The organism is Levilinea saccharolytica (genome assembly GCF_001306035.1).
Taxonomy (GTDB): domain Bacteria; phylum Chloroflexota; class Anaerolineae; order Anaerolineales; family Anaerolineaceae; genus Levilinea; species Levilinea saccharolytica.
Genome location: NZ_LGCM01000065.1, coordinates 1 through 14,122 on the forward strand (window position 1 = coordinate 1; position 14,122 = coordinate 14,122).

The window sequence follows — 14,122 nt, forward strand, 5'->3', positions numbered from 1 at the left end:
GTGTGGGGGGACGGGCGGCGCGCGCCGCGGTGGGGCACGGCCCTGGCTCTGGGCTGGGGGGCGGCGGCTTTGGCAGGCGGGCTGTTGTTTGCCGCGTACGGTGAGGCGGCCCTGGGAGTAGAGCGCAAGTTAGCGCTGGTCTTTGCGGCAGCAGGGGGGCTGGCTTTTTGGGCGGGGCGGCGGCCCTGGGCGGCGGCAGTGCGCTGGGCGGCGTTGGGCTGGTTGGCGCTGGCCTTTGCGGGCACGGCCGGGTTCACCCTGCGCACCACGGCGGTGACGCTGCGTGAGGTACAGTCCGTGCGGCATGAGGCTTCCTTAAAGGCGGTGGGGCTGTGGCTGAACCGCCATACCCCGCTGGATGCGCGCGTTTTGCTGGAGCCGCTGGGTTACGCGGGCTACTACGCTCAACGGGTGATGTTGGATGAGGTCGGGTTGGTGACCCCGGCGGTGGTGGCTCTCAAACGCAGCGGGGTGACGGATACTTATGAGGCGCTGGACGCGCTGCGGCCGGACTATGTGCTGCTGCATTGTGACGATGCTTTGCGCTGGGCCGAGCGGGACCCCCAGCCGGAGAACCGGCTGACGCGCGCCTTTCGGCTGGCGGCGGAAATTAACCCTTTGGGGTTTGATCCGCGGGACGCGGAGACGCGCGGGCGAAATTCGTGTTACCAAATCTGGGAGCGCTATCCATGATATAATCGATTGCGCCAGGGGGACATTTGGCTTGCGCGGGCCCGTAGCTCAACGGCAGAGCAGGCGGCTCATAACCGCTTGGTTGATGGTTCGAACCCATCCGGGCCCACCAAAAATTCAAATAGGATTGGTTGTGTGGCCCCATCGAGGGGTGGTATTCGAACCCATCCGGGCCCACCAAAAATTCAAATAGGATTGGTTGTGTGGCCCCATCGAGGGGTGGTATTCGAACCCATCCGGGCCCACCAAAAATTCAAATAGGATTGGTTGTGTGGCCCCATCGAGGGGTGGTATTCGAACCCATCCGGGCCCACCAAAAATTCAAATAGGATTGGTTGTGTGGCCCCATCGAGGGGTGGTATTCGAACCCATCCGGGCCCACCAAAAATTCAAATAGGATTGGTTGTGTGGCCCCATCGAGGGGTGGTATTCGAACCCATCCGGGCCCACCAAAAATTCCATCCATTGATGTCACATTCAAGAACAAAATATGCCGGTGTAGGGGCACGGCTGCGGCGTTGCGGCCTTTGGCTTGAAACGGTGCTGCCGTGCCCAATTTGCCGTGGGTACGGCCTGGGGGATGGGCACGGCGAGGCCGTGGCGGATGGTGATTTTGGGTGATACCGCCGTGCCCCTACGGGGGCGTGACGGGGTTGGGGTACGGCCGGGGGGGATGGGCACGGCGAGGCCGTGGCGGATGGTGATTTTGGGTGATACCGCCGTGCCCCTACGGGGGCGTGCCGGGGGTGGGACACGGCCGGGGGGATGGGCACGGCGAGGCCGTGGCGGATGGTGATTTTGGGTGAAACCGCCGTGCCCCTACGGGTGCGTGGCCGGGGCCGTGCTACAATGGAACCATCCTACGACCCCGACTTGGAGACCCCTGCCCAATGAATGGTATCTCGCTCGTCCTGGCCCTGCTTCCCCTGGTGTTCATTTTTCTCTTGTTGGTCCTGCGCCGCACCGCTGCGGATGTGGCGGGGCTGGCCGGTTGGCTGCTGGCCCTGGTGATTGTGATTTTCTGGTTTCAAACCCCGCCAGGGGTGGCCTTGCAGGCCAGTTTGGGCGGGGTGGTGGCCTCTTTTCCCATCAGCCTGATGGTGCTGACCTCCATTCTGCAAATCACCCTCATGCTGGAAACGGGCGCCATCCAGCGCGTGGTGGTGCTGATGAAGGCGGTCGCGCCAGGCAATCAGGTGGTGCAGATCATGATCATCAACCTGGGCTTTGGCACGCTGCTGGCGGCCATGGGGGCCACGCCGGTTTCGATCCTGCCGCCCATCATGCTGGCGATGGGCTATTCCTCCTTCGTGGCCATCGCCCTGCCCGCCATCGGCTACGATGCCCTGTGCACCTACGCCTTGCTGGGTATCCCCGTGGTGGTCTTCTCCACCTTTGTGCAGATGCCGGTGAACGAAGTCGGCATCTACTTTGCGCGCTTTATGCCGGTGATCAGCTCCTGCATCGCGCTGGGCATGCTTTACATCGTAGGCGGTTGGAAAATGATCTGGAAGGGTCTGCTGCCGGCCTTAATCGCGGGGGTGACGGCGGGCCTGACTGCTTTGGTGATGAACGCCGCCCGCATGATCCCGCTGACCGGCGTGGCCGCGGGGTTGGCGGTGATTTTGGTGGAACTGGCCTATTTGAAACTGCGCGGAGAACGCCTGTACGACCGCAGCGTGCTGACCGAACAGGACCTCATCAACGAGCGGAGTATGCCTTTGTGGCGGGCGCTCTTCCCCTGGATTCTGCTGACCTTCTTTTCCGTGCTGATCAACGCGCCCTTCCTGCCGTTTTATAACTGGCTGTTTGTGCAGCAGGCCATGCCGCTGGAGATCATCCCCAATGAACCGGAGAAGATCCGCTTGTGGTGGCAGGCGTATTTCTGGATTTTGGTCAGTACGCTGCTGGCCCTGCCGGTTTTAAAGCCAGGGGGCGGCGTGCTGCGCCGGACGGTGGCAAAATGGCTGAAGCGCGCCCCGCGCCCAATGGCAGCCGCGGCGGTGTTCTTTGCGCTGGCTTATTTGATCAACCATTCCGGCAAGGGGCTGGATTGGACCCTGGCAGACCCGGCCCGCAACATGGTCAACGTCATCGCGGGAGCTTCGGCGGCGGGATTTGGCCGCCTGTACCCGCTCATCGCTCCCTTCCTGGGCTTGCTGGGCGGTTTTGTCAGCGGGTCTGAGGCTTCTTCCATCGCCATGCTGACGCGTCTGCACCTCTCCACCGCCCAGCAGGTGGGCCTGGCGGGGGTGGTTATCGCCGCGGCCAGCGGCATTGGCGGGGGACTGGCTTCGGTGATCTCCCCGGCCAAGCTGCAAAACGCGGCGGCCAGCATTGACCGCATCGGCGAAGAAGGCCAGGTGCTGCGCGTGACCTTTGTGATTGCTGTGGTGATCACGGCGGTGTGCGCCCTGCTTTCGCTGGTGTGGGCGTACGGTTAGAAAAGCCCGCCCTCTGGCGTTGACCGGAGGGCGGGCAGAGAAATTCAGGCCTGGGCGGCCGCGTGGCGTTTTTCCAGCCAGCCGCTGAAAAAGGTAAAGAAGATCATTCCGGCCAAGCCGAGCCACCCCACCCAATCACCCAGCAGGGTGGTGAGGGTGCCGCGGCCGTCGCCCAGGGGCACTTCGGCCACCAGGGTGGCACCGCCGCCCTGCGGTTTGACGGCCAGGGCCAGGATCTCGCCGTTGGGGGCGATGATGGCCGAGTCATAGCCGCCGTCGGCCTTGACCATGGCGACGTTGTTCTCCACCGCGCGGAAGACCACATGGGCATAATGGGTGGCGGCGATAGTGCTCCAGTCGTTGGAGGGCACGGCGATGATCTGCGCACCCTGACGCGCCAGTTTGCGGGTGGTGTCGGTGTAATCGGCGTCGTAGCAGATGATGGTGCCCAGCTTGCCCAGAGGGGTGTCATACACCGGGTAGGTCCCGCGAGTGAGGCTGGTTTCGCCGCCAAAGACCACGGGGTGATCCTTGCCAAACACGCCCAGGAATTCGCCCTGAGGGTTGATGACAGTAGCTTCATTGCGGAAGCCCTGCTCTTCGATCACCAGATAGCCGGTGGCCAGATGGGCGTTGGTTTCCGCGGCCAAAGCGCGCAGATTCAGGCGGTCTTCCACCTGGGGGTCCCACAGGAAGGAACCTTCCGGCCAGACGATAAACTGCGCCCCCTGGGCGGCGGCCTGGCGGGTTTGGGCGATCATTTGCTCATGCAGCACCTTGAGCTGTTCGGCCTGGTCGGCGTTGGCGGTCATCACCGGCGAGATCTCCGGCTGAATGGCCGCGGCGGTCACCCGGGCGGTGGCGGTGGGGCGGGCGGCCCCCAAAACGGCGCTGAGCACCAGCCACAGAGCGCACACCGCGCCAGCGCTGATGAGAGCTGTGCGGGCCGGGCGAGCGGGCACGCTGACCCCCTCCGCGTCGAACTGCCAGCGGCGGTCGGCCCAGCGCAGCAGGCCCAGTGCCAGGGCATTGTTGACCCACAGGATCAGCACCCCCAGACCAATGATGCCGAAGATGCTCACCGGCGCCAGCATCCACGTCTGGCGGAAGAGCGGGTAGGCGATGAACGCCCAGGATCCGGCGATGGGGATGAACAGGCGGATCATCTCACCTCCCGCCCAACTGGCTAACCCGGCGAGCAGGAAATAACGATAGCCGGTTTTTTGGTGGAAACTGCGCAGACCGCCGTCCGTTAAGAAGGTGATGCCGGACACGATGAGGGGCAGCCACACCATGAAGGTGCCAACGGGTTTAAACACCGGCCCCAGGTAGCCTTGCAGCCACACGCCGATGGCCAGGGCTGGGGCCAGACCGGAGAGTTTGGGCGGCATCAGGCGGTATTGGGCAAAGAGCATGGGAACCCAGCCGAAGAAAACCAGCGGCCAGATTTCATAAGGGGGAAAGGCCAGCATGAAGGCCAGGCCGCTGAGGGCGCTGAGCAGCAGGCCAATGACAACGCGCACGGCAAAGGATAAAGACAAAGGGGAAGGGGTTTGCATGGGGACACTCACTCGGGAAGATATGGGGATAGGGAGGGCAGTTGATAGGACTTGCGGCGGATGCGGTCTATGACTTGCTCCAGCCAGGCTAACTGCGAGCGGGCCTGGGCCAGGCCGTAATCGCTGGTCAGCATCCAATAAAAGTATTCGCGCGGGTCTTCGTCCTCCTCCATCTCATCTTGAACCGCAGTGGGGATGGACATATGGCGCTGGATGCGCCCGCGTTGGACGGCGGCCTGATGTTCCAGCACGCGCAGCACGTTTTCATCGGAAACGCGCCCGGCAAAAAACAGTTGGATGAGCCAGGCCAGGCGGGTTTCGTCCGGCGGCAAAGGGCTCGAGAGCCAACCCTCCAGTTCTTCCCGCCCGGCGGGGGTCAGGTGATAGACCTTGCGGGGCGGGCGCGAATCCTGGGGGATGACTTCCAGCGTCAGCCAGCCGTCCCGCTCCATGCGCGTCAGCGTGCGGTAGATCTGGCTTTGATCCGCGGGCCAAAAATGAGCCACAGACTGATCAAACAGCTTTTTGAGGTCGTAGCCGCTCATGGGTTCGTAGCTGAGAAAGCCTAGAATGGCATGATCCAGAGACATTGTTTCCTCCTATATAATACAAGTCCTATAATAGTCTAAGCTAATATTTTTGTCAAGGCCTGGACGGCTGTTTCAGCGGCCGGATTTGATGTTACAATCCTTGCAAAGGACCCCAGGAGCTGCCCATGAGCGCTGTTGTATCGGACACAGACCGGCAATTGATCCAGGCCGCGCGGGATATAATCGCCGCCCGCTTCAGGCAGGATTATCATCATGTGGGGGCGGCCCTGCGCACCCGTTCGGGGCGGGTGTTTGCCGCGGTGCACCTGGAGGCCAATGTGGGGCGGGTGGCGGTGTGCGCTGAGGCGGTGGCTTTGGGCATGGCGGCTGCGGAAGGGGATACCCAGGTGGATACCATCGTGGCGGTGGATCGGCACGGGCGCATTGTGGCCCCCTGCGGCATGTGCCGCGAGCTGCTGTCAGATTATGCTCCCGATTGCCGCGTGATTTTGGGCGAAGAGCGAGTTGTTAAAATTTCTGCGCTGCTGCCGGAAAAGTACCAGCGGCAGGGCGAGTAGACCTCTGGAGGGATGCCGCATGCCTGCTTCGATTGAACGCCTGTCTGCAAACCGCGATTTGAACGGCATGGTGCGCGCTCTGCGCAGCCGCAGCGACCCGCAGCGCCGTGAGGACGCCGTGCATGCCCTGGGCCGCTGGGGGGACAGCGAGGTATACCCCTGGCTGCTGAAGGCCGTGCTGTATGATGATGATGCCCTGGTGCGCCAGGCGGCCCGGCAGGTGCTGCGCGAACATTTGGGCGCCGCGCTGGATTTGGCCTTGCAGGTGGAATCCTCCGGCCAGCCGGAGGAACAGCCCTGGCTGGTGGATGAAGTGGAGGGCGGCAGCGGCGGCGAAGATGGGTTTGACGAGGAAGAAGGTCTTTCGGCGCAGGAGGCCGAAGAACTGCGCGGGCTGATCCTGGTGGCGCGCGAAGAGCCTAACCCCACGGTGCGCATCCGCGCCATTCAGGCGCTGGGCAAGATCAGCAACTTGCACGCCATCCGCACCCTGGCTTCCCTGGCCCTGCATGAGGCGGACGACCGTGTGCAGCGGGCGGCCTACGATGCACTGGAAGGCACCTTTGGCGAGGATTTGCCCGCTTTTTTGGCCAGCCTGGAAGATGAAACGGAACTGGAAGCAGATGAGGACGCGGATGCGGAACCGCTTCGCATGGATCCGGCAGACTACTACGCTGAACCCTCGAACAGGTGGGACAGCCCGGCCGGGGTGGTGAACGAGGAGAAAGCTCACACGGTGATGTGGGTGCTGATTGGGGTTTCGCTGCTGGTGGTGGTGTTTCTGTTGATCGTGGGTCTGGGCGGTTAGGGAGGGAAGCGCTCAGGAACGAAGCTTGCCTTTGGGTGGGGGAAAAGTCTGGCAAGAGTCTTGCATCATAGGTCTCTAGCACGCAGTGGCAAACAGACTGCGGGCCTCGCCCATCACCTGGGGACAATCTGCCAGGCTCATTCCCTTTTGGCATGTGGAGACCATGGTCACCACCGACACCCTCACCCATCTATATACCCGCCAGGGTTTCCTGGCCTCAGCGAAACGCTACCTGGGCCCCCAGGCCGACCACACCCCTGTGTCTGCTCTGATGGTGGACGTGGATCATTTGCAGCAGATCAACGACCAGTTCGGATGGACCACCGGAGATTTTGTCCTGCTGCGCCTGGCCGAGGTGTTTCGGGCAGCGCTGCGCAAAGAGGACCTTTTGGCACGCTACGGCGGGGAGGAGTTCATTCTGCTGATGCCTGGGGCTGGGCCGGAGCCAGCCTTTCGCGTGGCGGAACGGCTTCGGCGGGCGGCGGAACAGCTGGAAATCACTTCGGGGGAAGGGCCGGTTTCGGTGACCGTATCGGTGGGGATCGCATCCTCGCCCACAGCCCACCTCAGCCTGGTGCGGTTGGTGAACCAGGCCAGCCAGGCGCTGCGGCGGGCCAAGCACAACGGCTGCAACCAGGTGTGCGCCCTGGAAGACGAGAGTTTGCGCCTGCAGGAGAAAACCACCCTCTGCACCTGCCCCAGCTGCACCCTGGGGGTGGCGAGGCGGCAGAAGCCGGATGAGGAGGGTGTGATCCGCATTTTGCTGGACGCCATGTCTCTGCGCGACCCGGATTTTGTGGGCCACGCGCGGCGCACGGCCACCATGGCGGTGCAGTTCGCCGAGGCGCTGCAATTGGACCCGCCCACCGTGGAAGCCGTGCGTCAGGGGGCGCTGCTGCACGATATTGGCAAGGTGTGCATCCCCGACGCGGTTTTGCTGAAGCCCGGCCTGCTGAACGAAGAAGAGCGCGGGATGGTGCGGGTGCATCCGGAATACGGCAGCCGATTTTTATCCGTCTGGCACGGTTTTCAGGGCTGCATGGAGATCCCGCGCTTTCACCATGAATGGTGGGACGGCAGCGGCTATCCTTACCGCCTGGGGGGGACGCAGATTCCACTGGCGGCGCGCATGTTCGCGATTGTGGACGTGTGGGACGCGCTGGGGATGGAGCGCAGCTACCGGCCCGCCTGGACGGGGGATGAGATTGTGGAATTTTTGTACCGCGAGCGCGGGACGCATTTTGATCCGCATCTGGTGGATGTGTTCCTGGATCTGCTGATTCGCAGCCGCGCTTCGGGCGGGCGTTTGCTTTGAGGGTGGGGTGCGGAAAAAGAACGGCCGCCGGTGATTTCCGGCGGCCTTTTTGCTTTTCTGTATCTCTTCTTCCATAATACCAACCTGAGCAGCATTCGTTGGATAGAAGAAGCGGACGTACTCAAGCCTGTACCACTTACAGGTGGCCATCTCGGCAGCATGGCCTTGGTCATTCTTCACAGAAGCTGAGGGCAGCTTCGTAAACGCGCCGGTGGTGCGCGCAACACCTTTCAACTGCTACTACTCATTGTCTGGTGACGAATGACTGCTCAGGCAAATTCACTATAGCAAAAAAGGGAATGGAATACAAGTACCTGGGGGCGATTTAAGAATCGCGTAGGGTGAGGGTTGGGTTGGAATTCAGGCTGCTCAGGATTGAAAATTCAAGTATAATATGCGCACAATGCGGGAGTCGCCAAGCGGTAAGGCATCAGCCTTCCAAGCTGACATTCGCGGGTTCGAATCCCGTCTCCCGCTCCTATTTTGCAATCATCCTCGATGAAAATCATAGGCTGATGATTCACCTTCGCTAAAATTTCCAGCGAAAACGGAGATATCATCCTATGTTGTTTTTTATGCAGTTGATATTGTCTTCTATTTACATGCAACAACTATCATTATCGATTATAAGTAAATCGCAATGAAACACCAAAGTTGCGAACAAATACCAAGAACCTCCAGACAATTATCTGGAGGCACTTTTTGATAGCTAGTATCTAGGATGAATTAAGGCGCAACGCCAAGTATCATGACAGGAATGTCAATATTTGAAATACCACGTCGTTCTAAATCCCATACAAACTGCTCAAAGTAAGAAACACCTGAAGACATATTTTCTGCCAATTCTTTAACTGGTACTATTTCAATCCCGACATCTATAAAACCCATCTTGTGGAAAATGGTCATTTTTGCACATACGTTATATACCATAAAAGAGTACTTGCCAAACTGAACCTCAACGCCCAGTTTATTCTTAATAAAATCCATTTCTCTAAATGCCCCTTTAGATACCTGGGGCACTTGATATCCCGCCGTGTAGAATTGGGTAGGATAATCGCAATGAACTCGTTTTTTCTCCCAACCAAACTCTAAGAAGTGGTCGCTTATCGACCTGTTCAAAGAGCGAGGACTGTATAAAACCTTATCCCTCATAGTTTTTTCTTTACTTATTTTGGTCATGTGTTGATTAGCGTCAACATGACGAAGAATACTTCTTACTTCTTCAAGTTCATCAGAAAAATTTGCTCGAACCGCTTTTTCACCACCGTTGAACGAATAAATCCCAACTATTTTCATTCGTCATACTCTCCTTTGTGTTCAAGCATTTTTTGCTGTCCATAGGATTCCCCCCACTCATCAGGGATTCTTGAAACTTTTTCTTTGCCTGTTGGTTGGTAAACCGGTGTTCCAAGCTGCCGATAACCTAAAGTGCCATTAAATAACGACAATATCCGTTGACGCGCTAAATCAACATATTCCTTTTCTTTATCGCTTCCTACAGCCTTTCGATTGTTCTTAATTGCCGCTAGAAGCGTCGAGCCAACACCCGCAAATGGATCTAAAACCCAATCACCTTCATTTGTAAGCGCAAGGACACAGCGTTCAACTAATTCAATTGGATATTGGCAAGGATGATCCGTTTTTTCGGGATGATTTGCTTTTACGTTGGGAATGTCCCAGACTTCCTTTTCCCAGTCCTGTAAAATAATTTCCCAAACATCAGATGGGTTTTTACCTAAAGGATTACCTGAGAGTTCACCTTTTTTACTGCCTTTAAAATGACGTTTCCCAGGATATTTTGAAGGGATGCGAACCTGGTCGAGATTGAAAGTATATCGATCACTTTTTGTGAACCAAAGGATAGTTTCGTATCTTCCGGAAAATCGCTTTGATGCATGGAGCCCGTGACCAAAACGCCAAATGATCCGGTTGCGTAACTTCAAGCCCAAATTCTTAAAGATGCCATAATACAAAATATCGAGTGGGAACACTTCACCATCTTGCACAAAATTTCCTACTTGCCAGCATAAGCTACCTTCGTCTTTTAGTACTCGATAAAGATTTGCGATGATACTTGCTTGTTGGTCAAGATAATGGCCAATTTCAACCCGGCTTTCATAATCCTTTCCAAGATTGTAAGGTGGTGAAGTGATAATTAGCTGAATTGAATTACTTGGGATCTCTGTAAGCAATCTATTAACATCACCTTCAAAAAGCACGATGTCCGAGTTGATTTTAAAATGGCTATCAATTGGTTTAGTACTATGGAATAAAGGTAGGCTCATAGTGTTATTTTACTCCAAACCAGCTACAAATTTTTTTAAAAAGAGCTGATTGGACCTAGACAGCCAGCTCTTGGTAATTAATCTTAAACGCTCTAGACTTCAATCGTTGTTCAGCTGCAAATAGAAGTTCAGCAGCTTGGCGTATTCCAGCAGGGTGGTTTTCCAACCGCGCGAACTGAGATACCAGGTGGTGGCGCGGTACCAATGGCCGCGGGCAGGGCGCACGATGATACGGATGTCGCGGTTTTGGAAAGCGGTTTTAAAGATCTGCCGGGTGCGAAAGGTGTGATAGGGGTCGGTGACGATGATGCAGGTCTTGAAATTCTTCTCCACCAGGAGCTTGCGCAGCGCCTGGGCTTCTTCGATGGTAGTCTGGGCGTGTTTTTCCGTCTCCAAAATGGCACCGTTGGGGATGCCGCGGTCCATCAGCTCCAGCTTGAGCACCATGTTATAGGCTGAGCCGTCAGAGAGGGTGGCGCCGGTTTCGGTTAGGATGATGTACTGCGCATAGCCGTCCTCATACAGACGCGCGCCCTCTTCCAGGCGCACATTTCCGCCGCCGCTCAGCACAGCTACGGCGTCGGCTTTTTCCAGCGGGTCAGCGGCGATGAGCAGCCCCCCGGCCCCCACCAGGACGGTCTCAATCACCGCCAGGACGATCAGCACGATAACGCCCAGCGATAAGGCCCCCCCAGCCGCCCGCAGACAGCCGCCTTTTGGCGCGGATGGGTTCACCGGTGTCATACTTCCTCCTTCGCGCAGCCGCTTCAGCGGGCTGCGCGCTGTTCGTCCAGGGCGGCCTTCATCCGCCGCAGACCTTCCTGCAGGGTGGCGCGCGGGCAGGCGAAGTTCAGGCGCACAAAGCCCTCACCGCCCGGCCCAAAGGTGGCGCCTTCGTTCAGCCCCACGCGGGCTTTTTGCAGGAAGAACTCGCTGGGGCTGAGCGGCAAATTAGCTTCGCGGCAGTCCAGCCAGGCCAGATAGGTGCCTTCGGGGGAGGCCATGTGAATTTCGGGCATCTCGCGCCGCACAAAATCCACCAGATAATCGCGGTTGCCCTGCAAATACACCAGGGCTTCATCCAGCCAGGGCTGGCCGTGGCGGTAGGCGGCGTGGGCAGCCACCTGGCCCATCAAATTGACCCAGCCCACCAGGCCCTTATCGGCGGCCTGATACTGCTGGCGCAGTTCGGGGTTCTGGATAATCGCCAGGGAACATTCCAGACCGGCGATGTTGAAGGTTTTGCTGGGGGCCATGAGCGTCATGGAGCGCTGGGCGATTTCAGGTGAGAGCGAGGCGATGGGGAAATGCGGATGGCCCTCGAAGACCAGATCGCAGTGAATTTCATCGGAGCAGATGAGCACATTATGGCGCAGGCAGATCTCGGCCATGCGCTCCAACTCATCTTTACGAAAGACGCGCCCGACCGGGTTGTGCGGATTGCACAAAATAAACAGGCGGGTCGAATCGGTGAGGCCAGCTTCGAAGGCGTCAAAATCAATGGAATAGGAGCCGTCCCCTTCGCGGGTCAGCTGCATGGTCTGCATTTCCAGGTTGGCATGCTTGGGCGCGCCGAAGAAGGGGAAATAGACCGGGGTCTGCATGAAAACCCCTTCGCCGGGCTGGGCAAAGGCGTGGCAGGCCAGGTTGAAGCCGGTGACGACCCCGGGGATGAGCACGATATCTTCGGTTTTGATCTCCCACTGATAGCGCTGGGCCATGCGCTCCACCAGCAGCTCAAAAAATTCGGGCGGGGTGGAGGGGTAACCAAACACGCCGTGTTCTACACGGCTGCGCAGCGCGTCCACGATGGCTGGGGCGGAGACAAAATCCATATCCGCTACCCACATGGGCAGTACATCTTCGTCATAGCGGCGCCATTTGATGCTTTCGGTGCTGCGGCGGTCCGGACAGGTGTCAAAATTGTAGGTCATGGGTTCCCTCAGTTGCGGTGAAAAGGTAGGTTAACGTGATTATAACCCAATCCTCCCGCGCGTTTCGCCCCACGAGGAATAGGGGTCGCAGGGAAGGGGCGGTGCTGGTATACTACCCATAGACCCCCAAGAGGAAGTGAGCCAATGGCCATTCAACCCCCCCCATTAACCGTACTCACCAGCCCCGGCTGGCAGGATTATGAACTTTTAGACAGCGGCCGCGGTCAAAAGCTGGAACGTTACGGCCCCTACCGCTTTGTGCGCCCCGAACCGGAAGCGGTTTGGCGCCCGGCGTTGAACGAGCGCGCCTGGACGCAGGTGGACGCGGTGTTTGAGCCCTCCGCCGAGGAAAACGGCGGGCATTGGAAAAAACTGCGCACGCTGCCGGAACATTGGATCATGGCCTACAAAGGGATGCGCTTCGCGGCGCGGCTCTCAGCCTCGCGGCATGTGGGTGTGTTCCCAGAGCAGGCCAGCCAATGGGATTGGATTGACGCCCAGGTAACCCAGGCCAAACGCCCGCTGAAGGTGCTGAACCTGTTCGGGTACACCGGTATTGCTTCGTTGGCCGCAGCCCGCGCCGGCGCGGACGTGACGCATGTGGACGCTTCTCGCAAAGTGATCACCTGGGCGCGCGAAAACCAGACCTATTCCGGCCTGGAAGCGGCCTCGCTGCGCTGGATTATGGACGACGCGCTCAAGTTTGTGCAGCGCGAGGTGCGGCGCGGGGCGCATTATGACGGCTTTATCCTGGATCCCCCCAAGTTTGGCCGCGGGCCGAAGGGGGAGGTGTGGGAATTTTACAAATTGATCCCCAATTTGCTGGAAACTTGCCGCACGCTGTTCAGCGCGTCGCCAGCTTTTCTGGTGCTGACAGCCTACGCGGTGAAGGCCTCTGCGCTGACCCTGCACCAGGCCCTGGGCGAGATGACCGCCGGGCTAGGGGGGCAGTGTGAGGCGGGTGAGGTGACGCTGGCCGAAACCAGCGGCGGGCGGCTGCTGCCTTTGGCCATTTTTGCGCGCTGGAGCGCGGTCCAAACCAAGGAGAAATAAACATGGATGCCCCCAAAATTTCTGTAATTGGCCCCGGTGCGATGGGCGAAGCCATTATCGCGGGGCTGTTGCGCGATGGGTTGACCCCGGCACAGCATGTGACCGCCTCTGGCCCGGACGTGGAACGGGTGGAGGAACTGCGCTCGGTGTACGGCGTGCGCCCCATGACGGATAACGCCGCGGCGGTGGAGGGGGCGGATGTGGTGATTCTGTCGGTCAAGCCGCAGCGCCTGGAACGGGTGCTGAGCGGTTTGTGCGGCAAGGTGCCGCCCCAGGCGCTGGTGCTCTCGATTGTGGCGGGCGCGGCTTTGCCCTCCATCAGCGAGCGGCTGCAGCACAAGGCCCTGGTGCGGGCCATGCCCAACACCCCGGCGCAGATCGGCGAGGGCATCACCGTGTGGACGGCTTCGGCGGCGGTCAGCACCGAACAGCACGAGCTGGCCCGGTGCATTTTGGGCGCGTTGGGGTCGGAAATCTTCGTGGAAGAGGAAAACTATCTGGATATGGCCACGGCCTTATCCGGTTCAGGCCCGGCCTATGTGTTCTTGTTCATGGAAGCCATGGTGGACGCGGGGGTGCATTTGGGTTTCCCGCGCCGCATTGCCGAGCAGCTGGTGACGCAGACGGTGCGCGGGTCGGCGGATTATTTCGCCGGGCGTAAGTCTCATCCGGCGGCGCTGCGCAATGAGGTCACGTCCCCGGGGGGCACGTCGGCCGCGGCGCTCTATTATCTGGAGAAAGCTGGCTTCCGCACAGCCATTTCGCGCGCCATCTGGGCGGCCTATGAGCGTTCGCAGGAGCTGGGCAAGGATAAGCACCGCAAGTCGCCGGAGAACAGCGCCGAGCGCGATTGAGGCTGTGCAACCGTAGGGGCGGTTGGACGTATATTAAGGTGTGAGAATGGTTTTCTGGGGCCGCTGTAC

At 59.1% G+C, this 14,122-nt stretch carries 12 protein-coding genes, 2 tRNA genes and 1 pseudogene; 9 read left to right on the forward strand and 6 right to left on the reverse strand.

The window, feature by feature from the left end:
* The 3 genes and pseudogenes from ADN01_RS19760 to ADN01_RS17185 form a co-directional block, all read left to right on the forward strand.
* Positions 1-693: pseudogene (locus tag ADN01_RS19760) on the forward strand (hypothetical protein); the annotation flags it as partial.
* A gap of 37 nt (positions 694-730) precedes the next feature.
* Positions 731-805: transfer RNA gene (locus ADN01_RS17180), tRNA-Ile, on the forward strand.
* A gap of 778 nt (positions 806-1,583) precedes the next feature.
* The gene (locus ADN01_RS17185; RefSeq protein ID WP_062417475.1) at positions 1,584-3,137 is read left to right on the forward strand and encodes an L-lactate permease; all 1,554 of its coding nucleotides are present in this window, start codon (positions 1,584-1,586) and stop codon (positions 3,135-3,137) included.
* A gap of 44 nt (positions 3,138-3,181) precedes the next feature.
* Here ADN01_RS17185 and ADN01_RS17190 read toward each other — a convergent pair whose 3' ends face one another.
* Both ADN01_RS17190 and ADN01_RS17195 read right to left on the reverse strand, forming a co-directional pair.
* Positions 3,182-4,696, reverse strand: a complete 1,515-nt coding sequence (locus tag ADN01_RS17190) for an apolipoprotein N-acyltransferase (protein ID WP_062417476.1) — start codon at positions 4,694-4,696, stop codon at positions 3,182-3,184.
* An 8-nt stretch (positions 4,697-4,704) separates the two neighbouring features.
* Positions 4,705-5,286 (reverse strand): PadR family transcriptional regulator, encoded by a 582-nt coding sequence (locus tag ADN01_RS17195; RefSeq protein WP_062417477.1) that lies wholly within the window; start codon positions 5,284-5,286, stop codon positions 4,705-4,707.
* A 125-nt stretch (positions 5,287-5,411) separates the two neighbouring features.
* Here ADN01_RS17195 and ADN01_RS17200 point away from each other — a divergent pair, with 125 nt between their 5' ends.
* The 4 genes from ADN01_RS17200 to ADN01_RS17215 all read left to right on the forward strand — a co-directional run bounded on the left by ADN01_RS17200 (position 5,412) and on the right by ADN01_RS17215 (position 8,404).
* Complete coding sequence (locus ADN01_RS17200) at positions 5,412-5,804, forward strand: cytidine deaminase (protein ID WP_062417478.1); 393 nt, start codon at positions 5,412-5,414, stop codon at positions 5,802-5,804.
* A 19-nt stretch (positions 5,805-5,823) separates the two neighbouring features.
* Positions 5,824-6,612, forward strand: coding sequence for a HEAT repeat domain-containing protein (locus ADN01_RS17205; RefSeq protein WP_062417479.1), 789 nt, complete (start codon positions 5,824-5,826; stop codon positions 6,610-6,612).
* A 163-nt stretch (positions 6,613-6,775) separates the two neighbouring features.
* A complete protein-coding gene (locus ADN01_RS17210; RefSeq protein WP_062417480.1) occupies positions 6,776-7,927 on the forward strand; it encodes a diguanylate cyclase in 1,152 nt (383 codons plus the stop codon).
* Positions 7,928-8,332: 405 nt separating this feature from the next.
* Positions 8,333-8,404, forward strand: a tRNA-Gly gene (locus tag ADN01_RS17215).
* A gap of 249 nt (positions 8,405-8,653) precedes the next feature.
* Here the strand turns inward: ADN01_RS17215 and ADN01_RS17220 are convergent.
* The 4 genes from ADN01_RS17220 to ADN01_RS17235 all read right to left on the reverse strand — a co-directional run bounded on the left by ADN01_RS17220 (position 8,654) and on the right by ADN01_RS17235 (position 12,146).
* Positions 8,654-9,223, reverse strand: coding sequence for a BglII/BstYI family type II restriction endonuclease (locus ADN01_RS17220; RefSeq protein ID WP_062417481.1), 570 nt, complete (start codon positions 9,221-9,223; stop codon positions 8,654-8,656).
* Positions 9,220-10,212, reverse strand: a complete 993-nt coding sequence (locus tag ADN01_RS17225) for a DNA-methyltransferase (protein ID WP_075071319.1) — start codon at positions 10,210-10,212, stop codon at positions 9,220-9,222. The genes ADN01_RS17220 and ADN01_RS17225 overlap by 4 nt, the downstream gene beginning before the upstream one ends.
* Before the next feature lie 99 nt (positions 10,213-10,311).
* Positions 10,312-10,956 carry a YdcF family protein gene (locus ADN01_RS17230; protein WP_062417482.1) on the reverse strand — a complete coding sequence of 215 codons (645 nt, stop codon included), beginning with the start codon at positions 10,954-10,956 and terminating at the stop codon, positions 10,312-10,314.
* A gap of 23 nt (positions 10,957-10,979) precedes the next feature.
* Complete coding sequence (locus tag ADN01_RS17235) at positions 10,980-12,146, reverse strand: MalY/PatB family protein (RefSeq protein WP_062417483.1); 1,167 nt, start codon at positions 12,144-12,146, stop codon at positions 10,980-10,982.
* Between the two features lie 144 nt (positions 12,147-12,290).
* Between ADN01_RS17235 and ADN01_RS17240 the strand changes: the two genes are divergently transcribed.
* The gene (locus tag ADN01_RS17240; protein ID WP_062417484.1) at positions 12,291-13,199 is read left to right on the forward strand and encodes a class I SAM-dependent methyltransferase; all 909 of its coding nucleotides are present in this window, start codon (positions 12,291-12,293) and stop codon (positions 13,197-13,199) included.
* Between the two features lie 2 nt (positions 13,200-13,201).
* Positions 13,202-14,053 (forward strand): pyrroline-5-carboxylate reductase, encoded by an 852-nt coding sequence (proC, locus tag ADN01_RS17245; RefSeq protein WP_062417485.1) that lies wholly within the window; start codon positions 13,202-13,204, stop codon positions 14,051-14,053.
* Positions 14,054-14,122: the final 69 nt, after the last annotated feature.

Bases quoted from the DNA above. Each gene is read 5' to 3' on its own strand.
- ADN01_RS17205 (WP_062417479.1), top strand. From the start codon at position 5,824: ATGCCTGCTTCGATTGAACGCCTGTCTGCAAACCGCGATTTGAACGGC.
- ADN01_RS17240 (WP_062417484.1), top strand. From the start codon at position 12,291: ATGGCCATTCAACCCCCCCCATTAACCGTACTCACCAGCCCCGGCTGG.
- ADN01_RS17230 (WP_062417482.1), bottom strand. From the start codon at position 10,956: ATGACACCGGTGAACCCATCCGCGCCAAAAGGCGGCTGTCTGCGGGCG.
- ADN01_RS17200 (WP_062417478.1), top strand. From the start codon at position 5,412: ATGAGCGCTGTTGTATCGGACACAGACCGGCAATTGATCCAGGCCGCG.
- ADN01_RS17225 (WP_075071319.1), bottom strand. From the start codon at position 10,212: ATGAGCCTACCTTTATTCCATAGTACTAAACCAATTGATAGCCATTTT.
- ADN01_RS17195 (WP_062417477.1), bottom strand. From the start codon at position 5,286: ATGTCTCTGGATCATGCCATTCTAGGCTTTCTCAGCTACGAACCCATG.
- ADN01_RS17235 (WP_062417483.1), bottom strand. From the start codon at position 12,146: ATGACCTACAATTTTGACACCTGTCCGGACCGCCGCAGCACCGAAAGC.
- ADN01_RS17190 (WP_062417476.1), bottom strand. From the start codon at position 4,696: ATGCAAACCCCTTCCCCTTTGTCTTTATCCTTTGCCGTGCGCGTTGTC.
- ADN01_RS17210 (WP_062417480.1), top strand. From the start codon at position 6,776: ATGGTCACCACCGACACCCTCACCCATCTATATACCCGCCAGGGTTTC.
- ADN01_RS17185 (WP_062417475.1), top strand. From the start codon at position 1,584: ATGAATGGTATCTCGCTCGTCCTGGCCCTGCTTCCCCTGGTGTTCATT.
- ADN01_RS17220 (WP_062417481.1), bottom strand. From the start codon at position 9,223: ATGAAAATAGTTGGGATTTATTCGTTCAACGGTGGTGAAAAAGCGGTT.
- proC (WP_062417485.1), top strand. From the start codon at position 13,202: ATGGATGCCCCCAAAATTTCTGTAATTGGCCCCGGTGCGATGGGCGAA.